General features: G+C 32.5%; 20 protein-coding genes. All 20 read left to right on the top strand.

The genetic code is table 11. The annotated features are described in order from the left end of the window. Positions 1 to 26 precede the first annotated feature (26 nt). Positions 27 to 1,046: an N-acetylneuraminate synthase family protein gene (locus tag OA85_RS12705; RefSeq protein ID WP_039110151.1), complete on the top strand. Its 1,020-nt coding sequence runs from the start codon at positions 27 to 29 to the stop codon at positions 1,044 to 1,046. Positions 1,047 to 1,203: 157 nt separating this feature from the next. After that, positions 1,204 to 2,361, top strand: coding sequence for a UDP-N-acetylglucosamine 2-epimerase (gene neuC / locus OA85_RS12700; RefSeq protein ID WP_039110150.1), 1,158 nt, complete (start codon positions 1,204 to 1,206; stop codon positions 2,359 to 2,361). After that, the gene (locus OA85_RS12695) at positions 2,362 to 3,060 is read left to right on the top strand and encodes a cytidylyltransferase domain-containing protein (protein ID WP_039110149.1); all 699 of its coding nucleotides are present in this window, start codon (positions 2,362 to 2,364) and stop codon (positions 3,058 to 3,060) included. It begins immediately after the preceding gene. Then, the gene (gene asnB, locus OA85_RS12690) at positions 3,060 to 4,766 is read left to right on the top strand and encodes an asparagine synthase (glutamine-hydrolyzing) (protein WP_039110148.1); all 1,707 of its coding nucleotides are present in this window, start codon (positions 3,060 to 3,062) and stop codon (positions 4,764 to 4,766) included. The genes OA85_RS12695 and asnB overlap by 1 nt, the downstream gene beginning before the upstream one ends. Before the next feature lie 82 nt (positions 4,767 to 4,848). Beyond that, positions 4,849 to 6,240, top strand: a complete 1,392-nt coding sequence (locus OA85_RS12685) for a hypothetical protein (protein ID WP_039110147.1) — start codon at positions 4,849 to 4,851, stop codon at positions 6,238 to 6,240. An 8-nt stretch (positions 6,241 to 6,248) separates the two neighbouring features. Continuing rightward, the gene (locus tag OA85_RS12680) at positions 6,249 to 6,812 is read left to right on the top strand and encodes a serine O-acetyltransferase (protein ID WP_039110323.1); all 564 of its coding nucleotides are present in this window, start codon (positions 6,249 to 6,251) and stop codon (positions 6,810 to 6,812) included. Positions 6,813 to 6,814: 2 nt separating this feature from the next. Next, positions 6,815 to 8,248 carry an MBOAT family protein gene (locus OA85_RS12675; protein ID WP_039110146.1) on the top strand — a complete coding sequence of 478 codons (1,434 nt, stop codon included), beginning with the start codon at positions 6,815 to 6,817 and terminating at the stop codon, positions 8,246 to 8,248. A 95-nt stretch (positions 8,249 to 8,343) separates the two neighbouring features. Continuing rightward, the gene (locus tag OA85_RS12670; protein WP_039110145.1) at positions 8,344 to 9,087 is read left to right on the top strand and encodes an FkbM family methyltransferase; all 744 of its coding nucleotides are present in this window, start codon (positions 8,344 to 8,346) and stop codon (positions 9,085 to 9,087) included. A 4-nt stretch (positions 9,088 to 9,091) separates the two neighbouring features. Continuing rightward, positions 9,092 to 9,769 carry an FkbM family methyltransferase gene (locus OA85_RS12665; protein ID WP_039110144.1) on the top strand — a complete coding sequence of 226 codons (678 nt, stop codon included), beginning with the start codon at positions 9,092 to 9,094 and terminating at the stop codon, positions 9,767 to 9,769. 616 nt (positions 9,770 to 10,385) lie between these two features. Then, complete coding sequence (locus OA85_RS12660) at positions 10,386 to 11,273, top strand: hypothetical protein (RefSeq protein ID WP_039110143.1); 888 nt, start codon at positions 10,386 to 10,388, stop codon at positions 11,271 to 11,273. Positions 11,274 to 11,480: 207 nt separating this feature from the next. Continuing rightward, entirely contained in the window at positions 11,481 to 12,356 is an 876-nt protein-coding gene (locus OA85_RS12655) for a hypothetical protein (RefSeq protein ID WP_039110142.1), read from the top strand. 2 nt (positions 12,357 to 12,358) lie between these two features. Next, the gene (locus OA85_RS12650) at positions 12,359 to 13,516 is read left to right on the top strand and encodes a glycosyltransferase family 4 protein (protein ID WP_039110141.1); all 1,158 of its coding nucleotides are present in this window, start codon (positions 12,359 to 12,361) and stop codon (positions 13,514 to 13,516) included. Next, on the top strand, positions 13,506 to 14,468 hold the full coding sequence (locus OA85_RS12645; RefSeq protein ID WP_156129459.1) for a hypothetical protein: 963 nt from the start codon (positions 13,506 to 13,508) through the stop codon (positions 14,466 to 14,468). Before OA85_RS12650 ends, OA85_RS12645 begins: the two co-directional genes overlap by 11 nt. An 11-nt stretch (positions 14,469 to 14,479) precedes the next feature. Continuing rightward, positions 14,480 to 16,021 (top strand): glycosyltransferase family 2 protein, encoded by a 1,542-nt coding sequence (locus tag OA85_RS12640; RefSeq protein ID WP_039110139.1) that lies wholly within the window; start codon positions 14,480 to 14,482, stop codon positions 16,019 to 16,021. A gap of 85 nt (positions 16,022 to 16,106) precedes the next feature. Beyond that, positions 16,107 to 17,030 carry a hypothetical protein gene (locus OA85_RS12635; protein ID WP_197056087.1) on the top strand — a complete coding sequence of 308 codons (924 nt, stop codon included), beginning with the start codon at positions 16,107 to 16,109 and terminating at the stop codon, positions 17,028 to 17,030. Next, positions 17,030 to 18,031 (top strand): glycosyltransferase family 2 protein, encoded by a 1,002-nt coding sequence (locus tag OA85_RS12630; RefSeq protein WP_039110137.1) that lies wholly within the window; start codon positions 17,030 to 17,032, stop codon positions 18,029 to 18,031. Before OA85_RS12635 ends, OA85_RS12630 begins: the two co-directional genes overlap by 1 nt. Continuing rightward, positions 18,031 to 19,164, top strand: a complete 1,134-nt coding sequence (locus OA85_RS12625; protein WP_039110136.1) for a glycosyltransferase — start codon at positions 18,031 to 18,033, stop codon at positions 19,162 to 19,164. Before OA85_RS12630 ends, OA85_RS12625 begins: the two co-directional genes overlap by 1 nt. Positions 19,165 to 19,207: 43 nt before the next feature. After that, positions 19,208 to 20,308: a glycosyltransferase gene (locus OA85_RS12620; protein WP_231557103.1), complete on the top strand. Its 1,101-nt coding sequence runs from the start codon at positions 19,208 to 19,210 to the stop codon at positions 20,306 to 20,308. Beyond that, positions 20,305 to 21,651, top strand: coding sequence for an O-antigen ligase family protein (locus OA85_RS12615; protein ID WP_039110135.1), 1,347 nt, complete (start codon positions 20,305 to 20,307; stop codon positions 21,649 to 21,651). The genes OA85_RS12620 and OA85_RS12615 overlap by 4 nt, the downstream gene beginning before the upstream one ends. Before the next feature lie 717 nt (positions 21,652 to 22,368). Then, a complete protein-coding gene (locus OA85_RS12610; RefSeq protein WP_039110134.1) occupies positions 22,369 to 23,763 on the top strand; it encodes an exopolysaccharide biosynthesis polyprenyl glycosylphosphotransferase in 1,395 nt (464 codons plus the stop codon). Positions 23,764 to 23,776 lie beyond the last annotated feature (13 nt).

The following is a 23,776-nucleotide window of genomic DNA, read 5'->3' as shown; positions in this document are numbered from 1 at the left end:
TTTGTTTAAAGGATTATAATTAAATTATGGCAATAAATAAATCATCACTTTATATCATAGCAGAAATAGGTCAGGCACACGAAGGTAGTTTGGGGATTTTGTATTCCTATATTGATGCTATTGCACTAACGGGAGTTGATGCCGTGAAGTTTCAAATGCATATTGCTGAGGCGGAAAGCAGCGAACATGAGCCTTTTCGTGTGAAATTTTCTTTGGAGGATGAAACTCGTTTTGACTATTGGAAACGAATGGGCTTTTCTTTAGCGCAATGGAAAGGGATCAAAGAGCGTTGTGATACTTTGGGACTTGACTTTATATGTTCCCCTTTTAGCAATTTAGCCGTGGATTGGCTGGAAGAAATTGGAGTCAAACAGTATAAAATAGGTTCGGGAGAGGTTACTAATTTCTTGATTTTAGAAAAAATTGCACAAACTGGGAAACCTGTAATTTTGTCTTCGGGCATGAGTTCGTATTCCGAATTAGATAAAACAGTCGATTTCCTGAAAGAAAGAAAGGTTAATTTTTCTATTTTGCAATGCACGACCGCCTATCCTACCATGCCAGAAGAGTATGGTTTGAATATCATTCAAGAATTAAAGGAAAGATATAAAGTGCCTGTTGGTTTTTCAGATCATTCTGCGCGTATCGAAACTTGCATTGCAGCAACGGCTTTGGGTGCGAGTATTCTGGAATTTCATGTTGTTTTTGATAGGCAACTTTTTGGTCCAGATGCCATAGCATCGTTAACCATTCCTGAAACAAAGGATTTAGTCCTAGCCGTTCGAAAGATAAGTGCCGCTTTGTCAAATCCTATTGATAAAAACAACAATATTAATTTTTCGAAACTCAAACAAATTTTCGAAAAATCATTGGCAGTCAATAAAAAATTGTCTAAAAATCATGTTATTACTTTTGATGACTTAGAAGCTAAAAAACCAAAAGGGTTTGGGGTCGACGCGATGCGATTTCAAGACATAATAGGGAAGGTTTTGAGTAGGGATTTAAATCAATGGGATTTTTTGAATGAAGAGGATTTGTTTTTATAAGGGTTCTCGATACGATTTTTAAAGCTGGGTATTTTTACTTAAAAAAATGTTATTCTTAACTTAAAAAAAACATTCGAACTGACGTGGGGTTAAAAAATAACGTTTTTACCTGTCCATTTTTTTGCCTACTTTTAAACCCAAGAATAATAAACTTAAAATGCCAAAAAGAAAAATAGTTATAGTAATAACAGCGCGTCCTTCTTACAGTCGTGTAAAAACAGTTTTGTCAGCGATTCAAAATCATCCTGATTTGGAATTGCAATTAGTCGTTGCCGCATCAGCCTTGTTAGATCGCTACGGTTCTGCTGTGAATTATATTGAGAAAGATGGTTTTACTATTGCGGCAAAGGTATTCAATGTACTTGAAGGAGAGAATTTAACAGCTGCTGCCAAAACAACCGGAATAGGAATATTGGAATTATCTACCGTTTTTGATAATTTAAAACCGGATATTGTAGTAACAGTTGCGGATCGATTTGAAACTATGGCCACTGCCATTGCTGCTTCTTATATGAATATTCCTTTGGCACACATACAAGGCGGCGAAGTAACCGGAAATATTGATGAGAAAGTTCGTCATGCTATCACGAAATTGGCTGATTATCATTTTGTAGCATCTGAAAATGCTAAGGAAAGAGTCATCAAATTGGGAGAAGATCCTGAGATGGTTTTTAATACGGGATGTCCTTCTATTGATTTGGCAGATGAAGTGTTACTAAGTGAAATGCTACCTTTTAATCCATATGAAAAATATGGTGGAGTAGGAGCAAAACCCAATTTGTCCGAAGGCTATTTAGTCGTAATGCAACATCCAGTAACGACAGAATATCAAAATTCCCGAAAGCATATCGAAGTTACTCTGGAAGCGATTTATAAATTAAATAAACCCACACTTTGGTTTTGGCCCAATGTAGATGCCGGAGCGGACGGAACTTCAACTGGGATTCGTGCTTTTAGAGAGCAGCATCAGTTGCCCAACGTTCATTTTTTTAAGAATATGGAGGGAAAAGATTTTTTACAATTGCTACAACACAGCGATTGTTTAATTGGAAATTCAAGCGTAGGTATTCGGGAATGTGCTTTTTTAGGGGTCCCCGTTGTTAACATAGGTTCTCGTCAAAACAGGAGAGATAGAGGTGGGAATAGTATTGATGTTGATTATTGTCAGGATCGGATTGAAGAGGCCATTTTAGACTCTATACAAAGAGGAAAATCAATCTCCTCCACTATTTATGGAAATGGTAAAGCGGGCACGCAAATAGCCGAATTGTTGATGGAATTGCCTTTGCAGTTTCATAAAACAATCATGTACTAGATGCGTATTTTAGGATTTATACCAGCTCGTGGCGGATCGAAAGGCGTTCCCGGGAAAAACATTAAATTGTTGAACGGAAAACCGTTATTGCAATATACTGCTGAAATTGCTTTGGAATCACAATATTTAACAGATGTGATTTTGTCCAGTGAGGATACCCAAATAATTTCAGTGGCTAAAAGCTTGGGAATTCAAGTGCCATTTATAAGACCCTTAGCGTTGTCTGAAGACAAAACACCAACGATTGATGTTATTATTCATGCTTTACGATGGTTTGAAAATCAAAATATTATATTTGATGCTGTTTGTTTGTTGCAAGTAACCAGCCCATTTAGAACGGTTAAATTTTTAGATAGAGCGATTGAAAAATTTATCATAAGCGGATGTGATTCATTGGTTTCGGTACAAAAAGTACCCCATGAATACAATCCACATTGGACGTTTGAAGTCAATCTCGAAGGAAACTTAAAAATTGCCACAGGTGAAGATCAAATCATCAGCAGAAGACAAGAACTTCCCATTGCCTATCATAGAGACGGAAACATTTATATTATTAAAACAGAAGTACTGTTGCAACAGCATTCTTTGTTTGGAAAAAGTATTTCATTCATCGAATCCTCGCCTGAATTGTATGTAAATATTGATACTATAGCAGATTGGGAAAAGGCTGAGCAAATAATCAAAAATAATCAAAAATAATGTGTGGTATTGCAGGAATAGTTGGAACTTTAGATGCGTATCAATTAGATGCGATGCTTTTGAGTCAGCATCATCGTGGTCCGGATGCCACAGGAAAATATAATGATGATGGTTTTGCTGCTTTAGGTCACAATCGATTAGCTATTATTGATTTGTCTCCACAATCAGATCAGCCTTTTTTTGATACTTCTGGTCGGTATGCTCTAGTTTTTAATGGTGAAATCTATAATTATATAGAGCTTAAAACTGAATTGGAAGAGCTATATTCTTTCAAAACGGATTCGGATACCGAAGTTTTACTGGCAGCCTTTCTTGTTTATGGGCATGAGTGTTTGAAAAAATTGAACGGTATGTTTTCCTTTGCTATTTGGGATAATCAAGACAAAAAGTTATTTGCTGCAAGAGACCGATTTGGAGTCAAACCCTTTTTTTACAGTGTGAAAAACAACTCCTTTTATTTTTCATCTGAAATAAAAGCGATTCATGCAGCAGGGATATTAAAAATTCCAAATGAGAAAGTTTGGGCTTCTTATTTTGCGTATGGTTCTTATGGGAATCCTGATGAAACTTTTTGGGAGAACATATTTCAGTTGCCAGGCGGACATTTTTTAGAGTTTGAAAATCAGCAATTAGTGCTAAAAAAATGGTATTTTTTTGAAGAGGAAGTAGTAAAACAGTCTGAGAATTTAACCTATGAGCAAGCTAAGGATCGTTATTTAATGCTTTTGAAAGATAGTATTCAATTACGATTTCGAGCAGACGTTACAGTAGGTTTCAATATCAGTGGGGGGGTAGATAGTTCTATATTACTGGCATTAGTTAATAATAACAATAATAAGAGCATAAATGCCTACACTTTTTACACAGACAACCCAGTGTATGATGAATTACCTTGGGTGGAAATGATGGTTGGCAAAACTGCAAACTCTCTCGGAAGAGTGTTACTTCAAGCCAATGAAGTTCCAAGTTTAGCGCAAAAAATGGAAAGACAACAAGATGAACCTTATGGCGGAATTCCAACCTTGGCTTACGCCAAATTATTTGAGCAAGCCAGAAAAGATAATGTATTAGTACTGCTCGATGGTCAAGGAATGGACGAGCAATGGGCTGGGTATGATTATTATACCCAAGAAAATGATGCCACCATTCAAGGGGTTACGGATTCTCCATTCAAAAGTAATATGCTTTCGGATACTTTTTTAGAAAAAGCCGAAAAGCCGATTTATCCAAAACCTTTTGCCGATGTAATTTTAAATAAACAATACCGAGATTTGTTTTATACCAAAATCCCAAGAGCCTTGCGGTTTAATGACAGAACCTCAATGATGTATTCTACAGAATTGCGTGAGCCTTTTTTGGATTATCGCTTGGTGGAATTTGCTTTTTCGTTGCCGTTGGATTTTAAAATTAAATCAGGAGTAACTAAATTTATGTTGCGGGAAATTGCTTCGCAATATTTGGCAGATGATTTGGTTTTTGCACCTAAAAGACCTTTGCAAACACCACAACGGGAGTGGTTGGCGACTGATTTAAAGTCATGGGTAAATACTTGTTTTGAAGAGATTAAAAACTCTAATTATTTAAACTGGTTCAATCAAAAAGAATTGCAAAAAGAATTCCTAGATTATTTTGAAGGCAATAAACAATCCAGTTTTCATATTTGGCAGTGTATTAGTATGTGTGAAATGATTAAAAATATGGAATAGTTTCATATAAATTTGGCTCATCAATCAGATTAATAAACGATATTTGAACGATAAATAACCAAAGACTGTTTAGAGATATTTTATGTCAACCAAAAAAATATTTATTTTATTGCCAGATGGGGTAGGACTTCGCAATTTTGCCTTTACAGATTTTTACACAAAAGGTAAAGATATCATGACATTGGATTTGATTTTTTGGAATAATACACCATTTAATTTATCCAAAATGGGTTATGGAGAAATTAAGCTTCAACAAAAAAGAACTAGTCTTTTTTTAGAAGTATTAAAGAATGCTCGAAATGGAATTGAACTCAATTGTAACATTCGAAAAGCTAAGGATAACGTTTATGATTCGTATCGATTCCCTTATTCTTATGTGACTGTAAAATCGTCACTAAAAAGTTATATCGTACGCTTTTTAATTCAATTATTTGATTCGGAAAAAGGGCTGAAAACAGTTAGAAATCTTATAAAAAAAACAGAAAGAAAAACCAGTTTTTATTCTGAATCTTATGAACTTTTAAAAATTCAGAAGCCAGCTCTTGTTTTTTGTACTAATCAAAGGATCAGTTTAGCCATTGCGCCATTATTGGCAGCTCAGGATTTAAAAATTCCCACCGCAACTTTTATTTTCTCTTGGGATAATCTGCCAAAAGGTACCATGGTTGTAGAAACCGACTATTATTTTGTTTGGAGTTTTCATATGAAAAAAGAACTTTTATACTATTATCCGTATATCAAAGAAAATCAAATTGTAATAACAGGGACGCCCCAATTCGAAAATCATTTCCAATTAAATAATATAATCGATAGAGAGGTATTTTTTAATCAAAATGGATTGGATATTCAAAAGAAGTATATTTGTTACTCTGGGGATGATGTAACAACCTCACCTTATGATCCAGATTACTTATTAGATTTAATTCAAGCAATTAGAAATTTAAATAAAAAAGGAAATCAATTGGGAATTATTTTCCGAAGGTGTCCAGTAGATTTTTCAACTAGATTTAATACAATATTGCAAGAAAACAAAGATATAGTTGTCGCAATTGAACCAAGATGGGACAAAATTGGAGAAGGCTGGAATACCATTCTTCCTACTAAAGAAGATTCCATTTTGCAGTTGAATATTATTGCATATACTGAATTAGTTGTAAATTTAGGTTCTTCCATGGTTTTTGATTATGCTGCACATAAAAAACCTTGCGCATTTATGAATTATAATCCTGATAAGCTGAGTTATAATTGGTCTGTTGAAAAAATTTATAATTTTATTCATTTTCGTTCGATGCCAAACGATGCAGTGGTTTGGTTAAATTCTCCAGATGAAATTGCAGATAAAATTGAAATGATGTTGAGCAAAGAAACTCAAAAAGTGATAGAAAATGCCCAAGAATGGTTTGGAAAAATAAATCAGCATCCTGCGCAAGAGGCTTCAAAACGTATTTGGGAAGGCATTGCCAAAATTTGTTAAAAGGAAATATGTTAAAACAAACTATTTTATCGGATTATAAGCGATGTGGTATCAATAAGATAAGTTTATGGACTCTTATTAAGACCTTTTTACTCATACCCAATCCAGGACTGAAATTCATGACTATTTTTCGTTTGACGCAGTATTTTAGGAGAAGATGCAGGCCTTTATTTTATTTTTTCTTTCTTTGGTTGCGCAACTTAAAAGTAAAGTATGGATTTGATATCTCCTATAGAACTCAAATAGGAAATGGGTTCTACATTGGGCATTTTGGAAGTGTTGTGATACATGGAGATACCATAATTGGAGATAATTGCAATATTTCTCAAGGAATAACTTTTGGAGTAAGTAATGCGGGTGCTACTATTGGAGTGCCGAAAATAGGCAATAATGTTTTTGTAGGGCCGGGAGCTTGTGTTTTTGGAAACATAACCATTGGGAATCATGTGACTATTGGAGCGAATGCAGTGGTTACGGATGATGTTCCGGATTTTTATACCGTTTTGAGTCCTATAGCCACACTAATAAATAAAGACTTGTCTTCTTTTTACATTCACAACAGCGATACCTAAATATGTTTTTTAATTCCTTGTCTTTTGCCATTTTTCTTCCCATTGTATTTGTGTTGTATTGGTTTGTATTCAATAAAACCAAAAGCACCCAAAATGCAGTACTCATTATAGCCAGTTATTATTTTTATTCCTGTTGGGATTGGCGTTTTTTGTTTTTGTTGGTTTTCTCTACTTTTTTGGATTATTATACCGGTATTCAAATTGAAAAAGCAAAAACAGATGGTTCTCGAAAATTTTGGTTTTGGTTGAGCATCAGTGTTAACCTAGGGTTTTTGGGAATTTTCAAATACTATAATTTTTTTGCCAGTTCCTTCTCTGAGTTATTAAATGGGTTTGGGCTGCATTCCAGTCCTTTATTGCTCAATGTGGTTTTGCCTGTGGGAATATCCTTTTATACTTTTCACGGATTATCCTACGTAATCGATATCTATTTAAAAAGGATAAAAGCCGAATATAATTTTGTTGATTATTCTTTGTTTGTCAGTTATTTTCCGCTTTTAGTGGCTGGTCCTATCGAAAGAGCCACCCATTTATTACCACAAGTAAAAATAAAAAGAACCTTTGATTATGAAAAAGCAAAAGAAGGTGTGTATCAGATTATTTGGGGATTAGTAAAGAAAGTAGTCATTGCGGATACTTGTGCCACGTATGCCAATGCGATTTTTGATCATTATACTTCTATGAATTCCTTATCCCTAATTCTTGGTGCCTTTTATTTTGCTTTCCAAATTTATGGTGATTTCTCCGGTTATTCGGATATGGCATTAGGGATGTCTAAGTTGTTTGGAATTGATTTATTGCGCAATTTTAACTATCCGTATTTCTCCAGAGATATTGCTGAATTTTGGCGTCGTTGGCACATATCCCTGTCGTCATGGTTTCGGGATTATGTTTATATTCCTTTAGGAGGAAGCAAGGGAAGTAAATTTAAACAAGTCCGAAATGTATTTGTTATATTCTTATTAAGTGGTTTTTGGCATGGCGCCAATTGGACGTTTATAGCTTGGGGCTTTATTAATGCGCTGTACTTTTTGCCTTTATTATTGCTTCATAAAAACCGTTCTAATATCGAAACCGTTCAGTTGCAATGGGATTTAGGCTCCTTAAAAGTACTGTGGAATATAGTAGTTACTTTTGGATTAAGTTGTCTGGCTTGGATATTTTTTAGGGCAAAGTCGATTGAGATTGCTTTTGATTACATTAGCCGGATTTTTACGAATAGAAGTTTTATACCACAATATCTTGAAAATGAACGATACAGTTATGAATTGGTATTGTTGATTTTTATTTTTATTCTTGTGGAATGGAATACCAGAACTAAAATTGAACCTATTTCGGGCAGCTACAGTTGGGTGAAATTAGTGCTTTGTCTAGCGGGTCTTTTGGCGTTAGGAACCTATTCTGATTATAAAGAATTTATTTATTTCCAGTTTTAATGGGGAATTTTCGTTTTACCAATTTTAAAAACATTAAAAATTTTAAATAAAAGCAGTGTTGTTTGCAAAGAAGTACCCCAATTAAAAAAAAGACAATGATTAAAATTAGAAAATATATTGTTAGGTATTTATGTAGGTTAAATATAACACCTTATCTCTATTATACCTATAAATGGAATAATCCATTTATTATTAAAAAGAAATTATTTTCAGATGCAAAAGAATTATTAATTTTTGATGTTGGTGCTTTTGATGGTAGAAGTATTGAATTGTACAAAAAATCATTTCCAAAAAGTAAAATATTTTCTTTTGAACCTACTCCTAATATGTACCATTATTTAAAAAATGAATATTCAGGTAGAAAAGATATTAAAATTTTTAATTACGCTTTGTCTTCTAATAAAGGAGAGGCAACATTTAATATTAATAATTCACTTTTAACAAATTCATTGTTAGATTCTTCTAAAAATGAATACACCAACTCTGAGTCTAGTTATAATACTAAAGAGAAAATAATTGTTGAAACGGAAACGATTGACAATATATTTAAAAATGAAAAAATTTCTAAAATTAATATCTTAAAAATTGATGCTCAAGGTGCAGATGTAATGGTATTACGAGGTGCAGAAGAAACTTTAAAAAACAAAAAAATTGATTTGATATATGTTGAGGTTGAGTTTTTACAGTTGTATGAAAATCAGCCGCTTTTTCATGAATTAAGTTTGTATTTACATTCTCATGGTTATTATTTATATTCACTATACAACATTAGCGTTTCAAAAAAAGGCCAGATGATTTATGGTGATGCCGTTTTTTTAAACCCTGACATAAAAATTTAAGATTTTGGAAAATAATTATTTAGAAATAATACAGAAAGAGTTTTTAGTAAAAACCCAATCTGCTTTTCGTTTTGGAAGTATTAATGATGGGGGGTATTATATTTCTCCAAAAAATGTGCTTGAAGCGGATATTTTATTTAGTGGAGGCATATCCTCAAATACTGAATTTGAATATGATATGTTTCGATTTAATAAAGATATTAAAATCATAATGGTTGATCCAACTGTTTCTAAAATTAAGTTATTATCAAAAGCTTTTTTAAGGATATTTTTTTTCAAAAAAGAAAAACTAAAATACATCATAAATACCTTGATTTTTATTTATTTACAGCGATCTGGTAGATGTTGGCATGTTAGTAAATGGCTCTCTGTTAAAATAGGAATTTTGGATTGTATCAAAGAAAAAATAATCGATTTTGATACTAAAAAAATTATTTTGAAGTTAGATATTGAAGGGAGTGAATATGACTTATTAGATGAAATTTTAGCGAATATTCATTTGTTTAATTGTATGGTGTTTGAATTTCATGATTTAGATAAACAATATTTAAAATTATATAATTTTTTGCAAAAATGTTCCTCTAGCTTTGATATGACTCATCTTGAGGTCAATCATTCAGGTGGTTTTTCAAAAATAGGCCAACCTAAAGTTGTTGAATTTACTTTAGAAAGAAGGAGTTAATTTCTTTTCTTTTATAAAAAAACAATTTTTAAGCTACTATGTTTTCCAATATCAATACTATGTCGTTTTTCTACCTGTTGTATTCGCGTTGTATTGTTTTTCATAAAACCAAAAGCACTCAAAATGCAGTACTCATTATAGCCAGTTATTATTTTTATTCCTGTTGGGATTGGCGTTTTTTGTTTTTATTCTTTTAGAGTAGAATGCCAGAACTAAAATTGAACCTATTTCAGGAAAATATAGTATCCTAAAATTAGCACGTTGTCTAGCGGCTCCTTTAACGTTAGGAATCTATTCTGATTATAAAGAATTTATTTATTTTCAGTTTTAATATAAATAGGGGAATCGATTGTACTTCGTCTCCGCTATATAAAAACTTTCGACGTGACAAAGCACATCTCAGTTATGAAATAAAGCATTTCGGCTTCAATTAGTACGAGCCAAAGTCGAGTTGTCAAATCGAGCGCAGTCGAGATTAGTTTTGCCATAGAAAGCATCTCGCTTGCACTTCGTTTCTGCTAAGTTTAAACTTTCGACGTGACAACTGAAGTTGTAATACGCTACTTTTGTCAAATGAAGGCTTTCAATAACGTAAATAATAATATTAAAATTTAAGATGAAACGGTTTTTAATTTTTACAATCAAAATACTTTTGCTAGCCTTTTTTGTGTTGGTTGTATTGGATTTTGTATATACAAAAGTGTATTTACAATCCTCAAACAGAGGTAAAATAGGCTATGTTTATAACTCAAAAGCCAGAGTTTACGATGTGGTGATTTTAGGATCCTCCAGAGCCAATAACCATTTTGTGGCACCCATGTTTGAAAACAAGGGATTAAAGGCTTTTAATTATGGTATGAGTGGAGGGCACTTATTTGAGGCTTCTTTGCTGTTGAAACTAATGATAGAACGAAAGTATGAAATAAAAAATGTCATACTGGAAGCTGATTTAAACTTGTCTAATGAGCAGGAGTCTGAGAGTGTAGCGTCTAAATTTTTACCCTATATTCACAATTCTGAAGTGATTGCATCGCATTTTGCTCAGCAGCCTGATTTTTGGGCATTGTATTACATCCCTTTTTATAGGTACATCGCTTTTGAACCTGGAATTGGTTTTAGAGAAATGTATGCTGCTGTCAGAGAAAAACCAACTAATTTGTTGGATCATTTAGGCTATTATCCATTGGGTAAAAATTTAAATGCCAATATGAAAAATGACCTGACAAATCTAAAACCCTTGCACAATAAATATTACGAAGAAATAAAGCATCTTTGTAAATCAAATCACATTAACCTGATTGCCGTGATGACACCAATGTGTTCCAATACCAAAGGATTGAATTATTTTGAGAAAGTGCATCAAATGTATCCCGAAATTCACAATTATGAAAAAGCAGTAGAAGGCGATCAGTATTTTTCTTCCTGTGGACATATGAATAATAGTGGAGCTCGGAAATTTACCGCTATAATTATAAGAGATTTTTTTTTAATCAATGATAACTAAGAATATTATATGGATTTGATATAGGTTTTGAAGAAATATTAAATCATATGAAAGATTTTTTTTCGACATTGTATTTGTTTGGTGAATAATTTAATATCGAAATCAGTCTGTTTAATTTGAGTGCTTTAAAATTAAAATCTAGTAGGTTTAAAAAAAAAAATCGTTTAAGAAACGTTTCCTCTTTAAGAATTATATATTTAGATTCTAATGAAAAACTTTTTAAGTTTATTTGCTAAAATTTTGCTCACAACACTTTTATTACTAGTTGTTTTAGATTTTATTTATACAGCTGTTTATTTACAATCCAAAGATCGAGGAAAAATTGATTATGTTTATAATTCGAAAGGGAGAAGTTATGATGTAGTAATTCTAGGGTCTTCTAGGGCGAATAATCATTTTGTTTCCCAAATGTTTGAAGAAAAGGGATTGAAAACTTTTAATTATGGGATGAGTGGTTCCAGATTATTTGAATCAGATTTGTTGTTAAAATTAATGATTGAAAGACATTATAAAATAAAAAATATTATTATCGAGGTTGATTTAAATATTGCATCAGATGGTATTTCAGAATCTACAGTTGCAAAAGTTTTACCTTACATTCATCATTCAAAAACAATTCGGGAACATCTCAATTCTGTTTCTAATTTTAATGCTTTTTATTACATCCCTTTTTATAGATATGTTGCTTATGAGCCTCAAATAGGTTTTCGAGAAATGGTTTTAAGTTTAATTCGTAAAAAAAGTGCATATTTAAAGAATGGAGGCTATTATGCATTAAATAATGAAGGTGAAAATTTAACATATGATTTGTCAAACTATATTCCACACCAAAATAAAAGTTATGAAGAGATAAAGCATATCTGTAAAGCAAATAAGATTAATTTGATTGCCGTTATGACACCGATGTGTACAAATACCAAAGGATTGGATTATTTTGAGAAAGTGCATCAAATTTATCCTGAAATCTACAATTATGAAAATGCGGTAGAAGGCGATCAGTATTTCTCCTCCTGTGGTCATTTAAATGATGCTGGAGCAAGAAAGTTTACGGCAATAATTATAAGATTTTTTTTTAATAGATAAATATGAAAATAGCATTTCTAACTCCAGAATATCCGCATTCGAAAACAGGTAACTCTGGGGGCATTGGCACAAGTATAAAAAATTTGGCTTCAGGACTTTTGGCAAAAGGTTGTTCTGTTCGGGTTTTGGTTTATGGTCAGAAAGTAGATGGTGTTTTTGACGATAATGGGATTTGCATTCAGCAAATACGAAATGTTAAAATCAAGGGGTTGTCGTGGTATCTTACCCGAAAAAAACTCCAAAAAATAATAAATATATTACACCAAGATAAAGAAATTGATTTGGTAGAAGCGCCGGATTGGACTGGGATTACCTCATTTATTTCACCTAAAAAATGTCCTGTCGTTATTCGATTGAATGGTTCGGATACTTATTTTTGTCACTTGGATCAGCGTCCAGTGAAATGGGTAAATAAATTTCATGAAAAGAAAGCGTTGCAACATGCTGATGGATATTTGGCAGCTAGCCAATATACAGCATCGTTAACCAATCAACTTTTTGAATTAACCAATAGCTATACAATTATTCATAATGGAATTAATTGTTTCGATTTCAAAAAGATTTATGATGAAGGGAGTACCTTTCCAATTATTTTGTATTTTGGAACACTAATTAGGAAAAAAGGATTGTTGGAAATTCCATTTATCTTTAATAAAATAATTGAAAGATATCCTAAAGCCAAATTGTATTTGGTAGGTAGAGACTCAAGTGATGTTATTTCAGGAAATAATTCTACATGGGGAATGATGCAAGAGTCATTTTCTAAAAAGGCTTTACTTAATGTATCGTATTTTGGAGGTGTTTCACATGATGAAATTAGAGATTACATTCAAAAAGCTACAGTTTGCGTGTTCCCCTCTTTTGCAGAAGCATTACCTGTTTCTTGGTTGGAAGCCATGGCAATGCAAAAACCAATTGTTGCATCTAATATTGGTTGGGGGAAAGAGGTAGTTATAGATGGTGAAAGTGGTTTCTTAGTAGATCCAACGCAGCATAAGGAATATGCTGAGAAAATTGTAGCACTTTTAAATGATAAAGAGCTTGCTTCAAAAATGGGTGCAATGGCAAGGATTAGAACTGAGCAAGTTTTTGATATTGGGAAAATAGTAAATCAAAATATAAATTTTTATCAAGGTTTAATACAATCTAATGATGAATAAAAAGTGGATAAAAAAAATTAGTTTATTTCGAAAACAGTTGCTTTTATTAATGTATTATGGCAGGAAAATTAATTTTTTTTCTGATAAGGACAAAGGAAGAATAGTTATTTGTTTTGATGGACTTTTTTCTCATGGAGGTTTAGTAGACCGATTAAAAGGTATTATTTCTTTTTATGAAATAGCTAAAAGTCTTGACTATGATTTTTATATTTCTTTTACTCACCCATTTCAGTTAAGTCATTTTTTATATCCCAATAAAGTAAATTGGGATATAAAAGAGAAAGAATTAAAATACAATCCTTTCAATACCAAAGTGATTTATTTGATGGATAACTTTGAAGCAAATCCATTACAATTAATTAAGAATTCTACAGCCAAAACTTTTTTTGTATACAGTAATATTGATTACCTAGGAACAATTTATACAAAGAATACAGAAAGTGAAAACCAACAGATTTGGCATACTAATTATAATGAATTGTTTGCGGTTTCCAATGAATTAAACAAAGAAATTCAAAAACTTCCTCATGATAACAGGATTGTTTTTCATACCCGATTTACGTCGTTGATGGGTGATTTTAAAGATACAACCCATACCGTTTTAGATGAAAACAAGAAGCAAGAATTAGTCAATAAATTAATTCGAAAAATGAAAGAGGTTGTTGTTTTGCATCCGACTAAAAAAGTTTATGTATTGTCAGATAGTAATATTTTTTTGAACTTTGTAAAACAAAAAACCTCTTTTTCTATTTTAGAAGGAAGCCCAAAACATATAGGAATGAAAAACAACAATGCGGATTTAGAATCTAACTATAAAACATTTACCGATTTTTATTTTATGGCGAAAAGTGATACACTATATTTGTTAAAACTAGATAAAATGTACAATAGTGGGTTTTCAAAATATGCAGCTATAGTGGGGAATAACAAAGTTATTGTTTTACAAGAATAAGTGCCTAGAAAATGATAATTATTTACCATAATACGAAAACAGTATTACGAATTGATGGTGTTGAAAATTCATGTAAGAATGAACATTTTTCTATTGGAGCAACACTATTCCATTTAGCCCAAAAATTTCCTGAAGCAACTTTGGTATGGTGTGATGTAAAATGGGAGCCCCATTTAGATAAAGAAAGTATAAATGACATTATGCATCACAAAAAAATGATGGTTTCTTATAATCCGTATGTTGTAAATATGATTAATGATGGATTAGGATATGTCGACAATGCTTCGATATTAAGATTAAACAAAGAAGTTTCTTTTTTTACCTGGCAAATGTCAAGTGCTGTTGGTGCCATTTCTGCAACAGTTTTGAATGCTGTAGACAGTCAAATACTTAATAAGAAAGAAAATTTTGATTACTTACTCAATTCATTAGCGAAAAGAGCTATGCCAATGGGACTTTTTTGTTACTCAGAACCTAGATTATTTAAGAAAAAGATATTAGCCATTCCATGTTCCGTAAATGATAATTATACTCTTTTTAAGTTTGTAAAACATCATCATGGTATAAAATGGGTTTTCATATTGTTTGCCAGTTTTCTGGCCTATGAAAGAAAAATAATGCTGTTTCCTTTACTGTATAGTTTATTTTTTAAAAAGCGAAACTGGGATAAAAAAGTGTTGGATAAAATTCAAGTAAGTTCAAATAGAAAGGTTTCTAATTCAGATGAAATAGATGTTATTATCCCTACCATTGGGAGAATAAAATACTTGAAAGATGTTTTGTATGATTTGAGAAATCAAACACATTTACCTAAAAATGTTATCATAGTGGAGCAAAATCCAAAAGAAGGAAGTGTTTCTGAATTAGACTTTATTTCTGATGAAAAATGGCCGTTTCAAATAGAACATGTTTTTATCCATCAGTCAGGTGCTTGTAATGCACGTAATATTGCATTATCTAAAGTGAAAAGCGAATGGGTTTTTTTAGCGGATGATGATATTCGCATTAATAATGATTTTTTGAAACAAGGAATAGATAATTGTAAAATTTTTGGTATTGAATCATCAATATTTAGTTGCTTGTTAGAAGGGGACAAAAATGAGTACAATAAGGTTCATCAAACTACTATTTTTGGTTCAGGATGTAGTATTGTTAAAAAATCTTATTTAAATCAGGTGCGATTTAATTCAAATTATGAATTTGCTTATGGAGAAGATTTTGACTTTGGTATGCAATTGAGAAATAGGGGGACGGATGTAATTTATTTTCCGGAACCAGCAATTCTTCATTTAAAGGCACCTATCGGGGGATTTAGAATTAAACCTACTTTTGTATGGAGTACCGATGCAGTTATTCCAAAACCTTCTCCTACTGTTATGCTTAGTAATTTGATTTATAAAACGCATCAACAGCTTTTAGGATATAAAACAATTTATTTTTATAATTTATATAATACCAATGTTTTTCAAAATCCGCTTCAGTTTTTAAAAAAAACGAATAAACATTGGAATGCTAGTATTCATTGGGCTACAATTCTTAAGAGGGATGATTAAAATTTATACTGATAGTACATTTATAACACCTCAGCACAGGAAAATTATCTTTCCCTTGTTGCTTGATTTGTGTTATATCAACAATTTGAATCTTTTAAAAAAATATCAAATTGTTGCTGTTATTGAAGATGCGGATATCGTTATTGTACCGGTTCAAATTGCTTATTTCTTTGAAAATAATAAAGTAGAATGGCTTTATGATTTCATAGGTGAAGCCAACAGATTAAATAAAAAAGTTTGGGTGTATAGTGCTGGTGATTTTGGAGTTACATTAAATACAACCATTTATACCTTTAGACTGGGTGGTTTTGATAGTAAATTGAATGATAAAACATTTATAGTGCCTGCATTAATTATGGACCCCTATATGGAGTTGGAAAATGAATTTCAACCCCTAGCCAAAACAACTTATCCTACTATTGGTTTTGTAGGAAATGCAAACGGTTCGTTAGCTAAATGGTGTAAAGAGTTTTCTATTTATCTTTACCATAATTCAAAACGAATCACGAAACAAGTTTTTGAGGATTATCAATCTTTTTATCCCTCAAGTGTAAAACGGTATCAATTTTTATTGGCTTTGCAAAAAAACAATCAAATTAAAACTAATTTTATTTTCAGAAAACAATATAGAGCAGGAGTTAAAACCGAAGAGGAAAAAAAACGAACCACTTTAGAATTTTTTGAAAATATGGTTTCTAATCCATACGTTTTTTGTCTTAGAGGGGCAGGTAATTTTTCCATTAGATTATATGAAACATTGGCTATGGGAAGAATCCCATTTGTGATTGATACGGATGTTCGTTTACCATTGCCTAATAATATTACATGGAAAAAGCATTGTGTAATTGCTTCAGAAAATAATTTTATGGATGTATTAATCCATTTTCATGCAACTATTAGTGAAAAGGATTTTGAACAAATGCAAATAAATAATCGAAATTTGTGGTTGAATTACCTTAATAGAGAAGCTTATTTTAATACTATTTATACTATTTTTAAAGAATTATAATGAAGTTTACCTTAATTATTTGCACTTATATGCGTCCAGAACCTTTGCTCCAATTGTTACAATCGGTTTTGGTTCAAACGGCATACCCAAATGAAATTTTAATCATAGATAGCTCAACTAACAATGAAACAGAAGCTACTTTAAATAAAAATAAATTTAAAAATCTGCATTATTTTTTGGTGTCATTAGAACACCGTGGGTTGACCAAACAACGTAATTATGGTATTGAAAGGGTAGGAAACGAGATAGAAATAGTTTGTTTCCTAGATGATGATACCGTTTTGGAAAATGATTATTTTGAACAAATATTGAAAACATACCAGATATATCCCCAAGCTTTGGGGGTTGGTGGGTATATTATAAATGAGTCAGAATGTGAATTTGTAGGAGAGAACTATTCTCCAAAAATAGATGAATATTATTTTGATAGTTGGAAAAGGAAGGATGGTAGTCGATTTGTTCTTAGAAAAAAAATGAATTTAGACAGTGATTGTCCGCCAGGTTTTTCTCCTCTATTTTCCCATGGGAGAAGTGTCGGTTTTTTACCTCCCAGCAACAAAATTTATGAAGTAGAACAATTGATGGGAGGGGTTTCTTCCTTTCGAAAAAAAGTATTTGAAACTTTACAATTTTCTACTTATTTTGAGGGCTATGGTTTATATGAAGATGCCGATTTTACGTTGCGAGTGGCCAAACAAGGAAAATTGTATTTGAATACTGCAGCAAAATTAAGTCATTACCATGATGCTTCTGGGAGACCTAACCAATATATTTATGGTAAAATGGTGGTACGCAATGGCTGGTATGTATGGAGGGTGAAAAATTCGAAGCCAGATATAAAGGCTCAATTTAGATGGCATTCTATAACAATACTTTTGATTATCATCCGCTTTACCAATGCATTGACCACTACTAATAAAAAAGAAGCTTTTACGGAAGCTTTAGGTAGAACTGTGGGGTGGTGGAGTTTACTTATTCATAAGCCAAAATTAGAAAATTAATGACCTTTGCAATTATAACCCATGTCCCCCATATTCTATTGCAAAACAAGTATTTTGCCTATAGCCCCTATGTACTGGAAATGAATATTTGGACTCAATATGCTAATGAGGTCGTTATTGTTGCACCACTAACAGATTTAGGGAAAACTCCTATAGATATTGCTTATGAGCATCAAAATATTAAGTTTGTGCTTATTGATAGTTTTGATGTGTTGCATCTAAAATCTATTTTTAGAACGATTTTAAAAGTACCTAAAATAAGTTGGCAAATTTTCAAAGCCATGCAATCTGCCGATCACATCCATTTGCGCTGTCCCGGTAATATTGGTTTGTTAGCCTGTATAATACAAATTGTATTTCCGAATAAGCCTAAAACTGCTAAATATGCCGGAAATTGGGATCCTGAATCGAATCAACCGTGGACGTATCAATTGCAACGATGGATCTTGAGTAACCCTTTTTTGACCCGTAATATGCACGTTTTGGTATATGGAGAATGGGAAGGAATGACTACTAATATCAAACCTTTTTTTACGGCTACTTATACTGAAAAAGAGGTGGCTCCGGTAACTGAAAAAGAATTAAAAGGGCTTGTTGATTTTATTTTTGTGGGGACTTTAGTAAAAGGAAAGCATCCGCTATATGCTATTCAATTAGTGGAAAATTTACATCTTAAAGGATATTCAGTACGTTTGAGTGTCTATGGTGAAGGTGTGGAACGAGAAATGCTGGAGGATTATATTGCAGCTCATGCATTAGAAAACATAGTTTCATTAGAAGGGAATCAAACACAAGATATTGTTAAGAAAGCCTATATGGGCAGTCATTTTGTGGTTTTACCTTCTGAAAGTGAAGGCTGGCCAAAAGCTATTGCAGAAGGGATGTTTTGGGGTTGTGTACCAATAGCTACCTCCGTCTCTTGTGTTCCTTTTATGTTGGATTATGGGAAAAGAGGGGTTTTACTAGAAATGAATTTAGAAAAAGACAGTGCCCAAATAGATGCTATTTTACTTGATCAAACCCTTTTTGACATTAAAAGAAATAAAGCTGCGGAATGGTCCAGAGGGTATACTTTAGATGCTTTTGAGGAGGGAATAAAGGCGTTGTTGGTTTTAAAAGAATTTAAAGTTTAAAGGTTTAGTTGTTTAAACGTTTAAAATAAAGTAACGATTAAAGATGAAAGATGACAATCAAAAAATGCGGATTATTCAAATTATAGATTCACTGGAAGCTGGAGGGGCAGAGCGTATGGCAGTTAATTATGCCAATGCTTTAGGAACAATAATTGAATTTTCAGGACTGGTTGCCACTAGAAAGGAAGGGGTTTTACTTCATCAAATCGATCCGAATGTTTCGTATTTATTTTTGGATAAAAAAAAGTTGATTGATTTTAGCGCGCTTTTTAAATTACATTCTTTTGTTTTAAAAAATAAGGTAACTCATATTCATGCCCATAGTACTTCTTTTTTTTTAACTTTTTTATTGAAATTAGTTCATCCTTCGATACAATTAATTTGGCATGACCATTATGGGGATAGTGAGTTTTTAAATAAAAGACCCATAGGTGCTTTAAAAATGACTTTGCCTTTTTTTAGTGGAATTATAGCTGTTAACCAAAAATTGAAAATTTGGGCTAAGCAAAAAATGAATTTCAAGAATACGGTTTATTTACCCAATTTTCCATCTGAAGAAAAGAATTGTACCGCGCAAACCGTATTGCAAGGGGTTACCGGAAAGCGGATTGTCTGCTTGGCTAATCTGAGGGTACAGAAAAATCATTTTTTATTACTGGAAGTTGCCAGAAAGTTGCAGCTATCACATCCCGAATGGACCTTTCATTTGATAGGAAAAGATTTTGACGATAGCTATTCTAAAAAAATTAAGGATTTAATAGTTGCTTTTGCTTTAGAAAAAAATGTGTTTCTTTACGGCACCAAAGAAGATATTGAAAATATTTTGCAACAATCTACCATTGGCGTTTTAACGTCGCAATCTGAGGGTTTACCCGTAGCTCTTTTAGAATATGGATGGTTGAAAAAACCTGTTGTAGTGACCGATGTAGGCGAAATATCCTCCTTGGTTGCCAATGGTAAAAACGGTTTTCTTATTGCTGCTCAACAAGAGCATTTATTTTATGAAGCCTTGGTCGAATTAATAAAAAGTGAAGTTCTGCAACTGGAGTTTGGTAATGCACTTTACAAAATGATAAATGATACTTATTCAAAAACGGCTGTCATGGAACAGTATTTAAATTGGTTAAAAAATAGTTGTAAATGAAAAAAGAGGATCAAACTTATCTCTATTTAATTCTTTTCCATGTTGTTCTGGGGGCAATGGTTTATGCAGTTCCCTTCGTTTCCAAAATATATGGGTATTCCATTTTTATTTTTGGAATTTATTATGTCATTAAAAAGCAAAATAAGAATAATGAAGCGCTTATTGCTGCTGCCTATGTAGTAGGAAGTGAAGTTTTTTTGAGGATGACGGATGGGAATCCCTTATATGAAATTTCTAAATATGGGGTGATACTATTTATTTTTATAGGGATGTATTTTAGCGGTTTCTCCAAAGGAGCAGTTCCTTACTGGATATTTTTATTATTATTAGTCCCCAGTATAGTTATTTCTACTTTTGTATTGGATTTTGATACCAATATTCGGAAAGCCATCGCTTTTAATATTTCGGGTCCGGTTTGTCTAGGGATTGCCTCTCTATATACTTTTAGGCGAAAAATTTTATTAGATGAGATGAATAATATATTATTAAGTATGGGGCTGCCAATAATATCTTGCATGGTCTATTTGATCTTATATACCCCTGAAGTTAGGGAGGTAATTACGGGAACGGGATCAAATTTTGCTACTTCTGGAGGATTTGGACCTAATCAGGTGGCAACTATTTTAGGTTTGGGCATGTTTATTTTTTTTTCCAGGGTTATATTAGAGTCTCGGAATAAATTTTTGTTGGGCATTAATTTGATTGTTGCATTGAATATCTCCTATCGGGGTATGATTACCTTTTCCAGAGGCGGTATGGTCACTGGGTTTTTAATGATTGTTTTGTTGTTGCTTTTCTTGTATTTTAAATCGAATTACAGAGGGAAAGTAAAGCTTAACTATATTATAGTATTTGTTACTCTAGCCATGATGGGGACTTGGGGATATACCTCTTTCCAAACGGGAGGATTGATTGACAAACGTTATGCCAATCAAGATGCAACAGGGAGAGTTAAAGAAAGTAGATTTACCGGGAGGGAAGATATAGCTAAGGATGAAATTAATATATTTTTAAAGAATCCTATTTTTGGGGTAGGAGTTGGAAAAGGAGTAGAAGTTCGAGAATTAGATAGGGCGAATGCTGCATTATCTCATGATGAAATTACCCGTATGCTGGCAGAGCATGGTACCTTCGGCATCATAGCCTTGCTAATCTTATTTTTCACCCCCCTTGTTTTGTATTTAGAAAATAAGTTCAACATGTTCTTGCTGTGTTTTGTGGTGTTCTGGTTGTTGACGATTAACCATGCTGCCATGCGTACCGCAGCGCCTGCTTTTGTCTATTCTTTGTCCTTGCTTAATGTGCAGTTGGGGTGGGGTAAAAAAGTTGAAAAAAAAGAATGATGTTAAGTAGTAAGTATCAGGTATTAAGTATTAAGTTGGTGTCTCAAAAAATGAAGATTAAGTAGAAAGTATCAGGTATTAAGTATTAAGTTGGTGTCTCAAAAAATGAAGTTTCAGATTAATTAAACGTGTTACGCGTAAAAATAAGTGTAGGAAATTTTCGTTTTACCCCAGCCCTAAAAGGAGCCGAAAATTTAAGACTTGAGTTTTAAGTGAGAAACTTTTTGTTTTACCTCAATCCTAATTTTCGTTTTACCCCAGCCCTAAAGGGAGCCGAAAATTTAGGACTTGAGTTTTAAGTGAGAAACTTTTCGTTTTACCTCAATTCTAATTTTCGTTTTACCCCAGCCCTAAAGGGAGCCGAAAATTTAGGACTTGAGTTTTAAGTGAGAAACTTTTCGTTTTACCTCAATCTTAATTTTATACCAGACTTAAAGGGAACCTAAAAATTTTAAAGAATATTGGTTTGTAACTGGGATTTTGTATTTCTTTTTTGCTCCTTTTAGGGTAAGGGGTAAACAAAAAAGAAATACGCAACCTGACGGAAGTAGTTTTAAGAAGCGGTTCTCTATATAATTTTGCGTCCTTTTTTAATTATTTGGAGTATGTTATTAAATAAATCTGTTAAAAAGAAAATTTTGTTAAAAAAATTAACATATCTTAAATTTAGTTTGCGGCAAAAGCCCTAAATTGCGGCAATAATCCTAAATACCACCCATGTTTTCAGTAGACAAAATGCATTTTGAAATCTCAGAGCGGAAAATGATTCTTCGTCTTTTTGATGTGTTTTTTGTTTTGAGTGCCTTGTTTGTGATAGGCAAGATTTTCGATTTTGATTATTTTACTTTTTCCACTACTGATTTTTCGAGGGCTGTCGTTTTGGCTGTTTACCTGAATCTTTTTGGAACTATTTTTGAAATTTATAACCTTCAAGTGGCCAGTAATCAATTTCAGGTTTTGCGAAGTGCTATTCTTACTGTCTCAACGACCGTTTTAGTGTATTTATTGACTCCCGTTTTTTCTCCGGAATTGCCTTCTAAAAGAATTGAAATCCTATTGTTTTATTTTGTCGTTTTTCTTGCTTTGGTTTTATGGCGCCTGTTTTATGTTACTTTTTTAGCTTCCAATCGATTTTTTCAAAATGCCATTTTGATCTGTGATAAAGAACAGGTGGAGGAGTTGATTTTAGGATTAGAAAATATAGATCCGCATTATAAAATAATAGGCTTTGTCCATGCTGATGCTGTTGAAGACGAAATATCGGAATATCACTATGTGCCCAACATAAAAAGAGTAGAATTATTTTCTTTCGTCAAAGAAAATTCTATATCTGAAATTGTGATAGCTTCCCAAAAGACAGAAGGAATTACTGCGGAATTGTACCAGCAATTGCTTCATTTATTAGAGTCTGGAAGTATTATTAGGGAGTATACACAAGTGTACGAAAGTAAAACGCAACGCATTCCGGTTCATTATATCGCCAGAGATTTTTATAGGTTCTTCCCTTTTAGTCGCAGCAATCATAATAAGTTGTATTTATTGAGTGTCCGATTTTTAGAAATAGCTACTTCGGTTCTCGGATTGTCCATTGGTCTGATCCTATTTCCATTGATAGTTATTGGAAATGCTATAGGAAACAGAGGGAAACTGTTTTATACCCAAGAACGTGTAGGTAAAGATGGAGTTATTTTTGAAATCTTAAAATTCAGGACTATGATTACCAATGCCGAATCCAATGGAGCTGTTTTTGCCGCTACACAAGATTCCAGAGTAACGGCATTCGGGAAATTTTTGAGAAAAACCAGAATCGATGAATTTCCTCAATTTATAAATATTCTAAAAGGCGACATGGCTGTTATAGGCCCGAGACCAGAACGCCCCTTTTTTGTTAAAGAAATAGCCGAAATAATGCCTTTTTACGAAACACGGCATATTATTAAACCTGGTCTAACGGGTTGGGCACAAGTCAATTATTCCTACGGTGCCACTATTGAAGACAGTTTGATAAAACTACAATATGACCTGTATTATATCAAACATAGAAGTATCTTCTTAGATTTAAATATTGCTTTTAAAACAATTACCACTGTGTTGTTTTATAGAGGGCAGTAGCAATGTATTATTT

It is taken from the genome of Flavobacterium sp. AED (assembly GCF_000812945.1).
Classification (GTDB): domain Bacteria; phylum Bacteroidota; class Bacteroidia; order Flavobacteriales; family Flavobacteriaceae; genus Flavobacterium.
The sequence above is the reverse complement of the archived record's forward strand: the minus strand, read 5'-3'. Positions and strand labels throughout refer to the sequence as shown.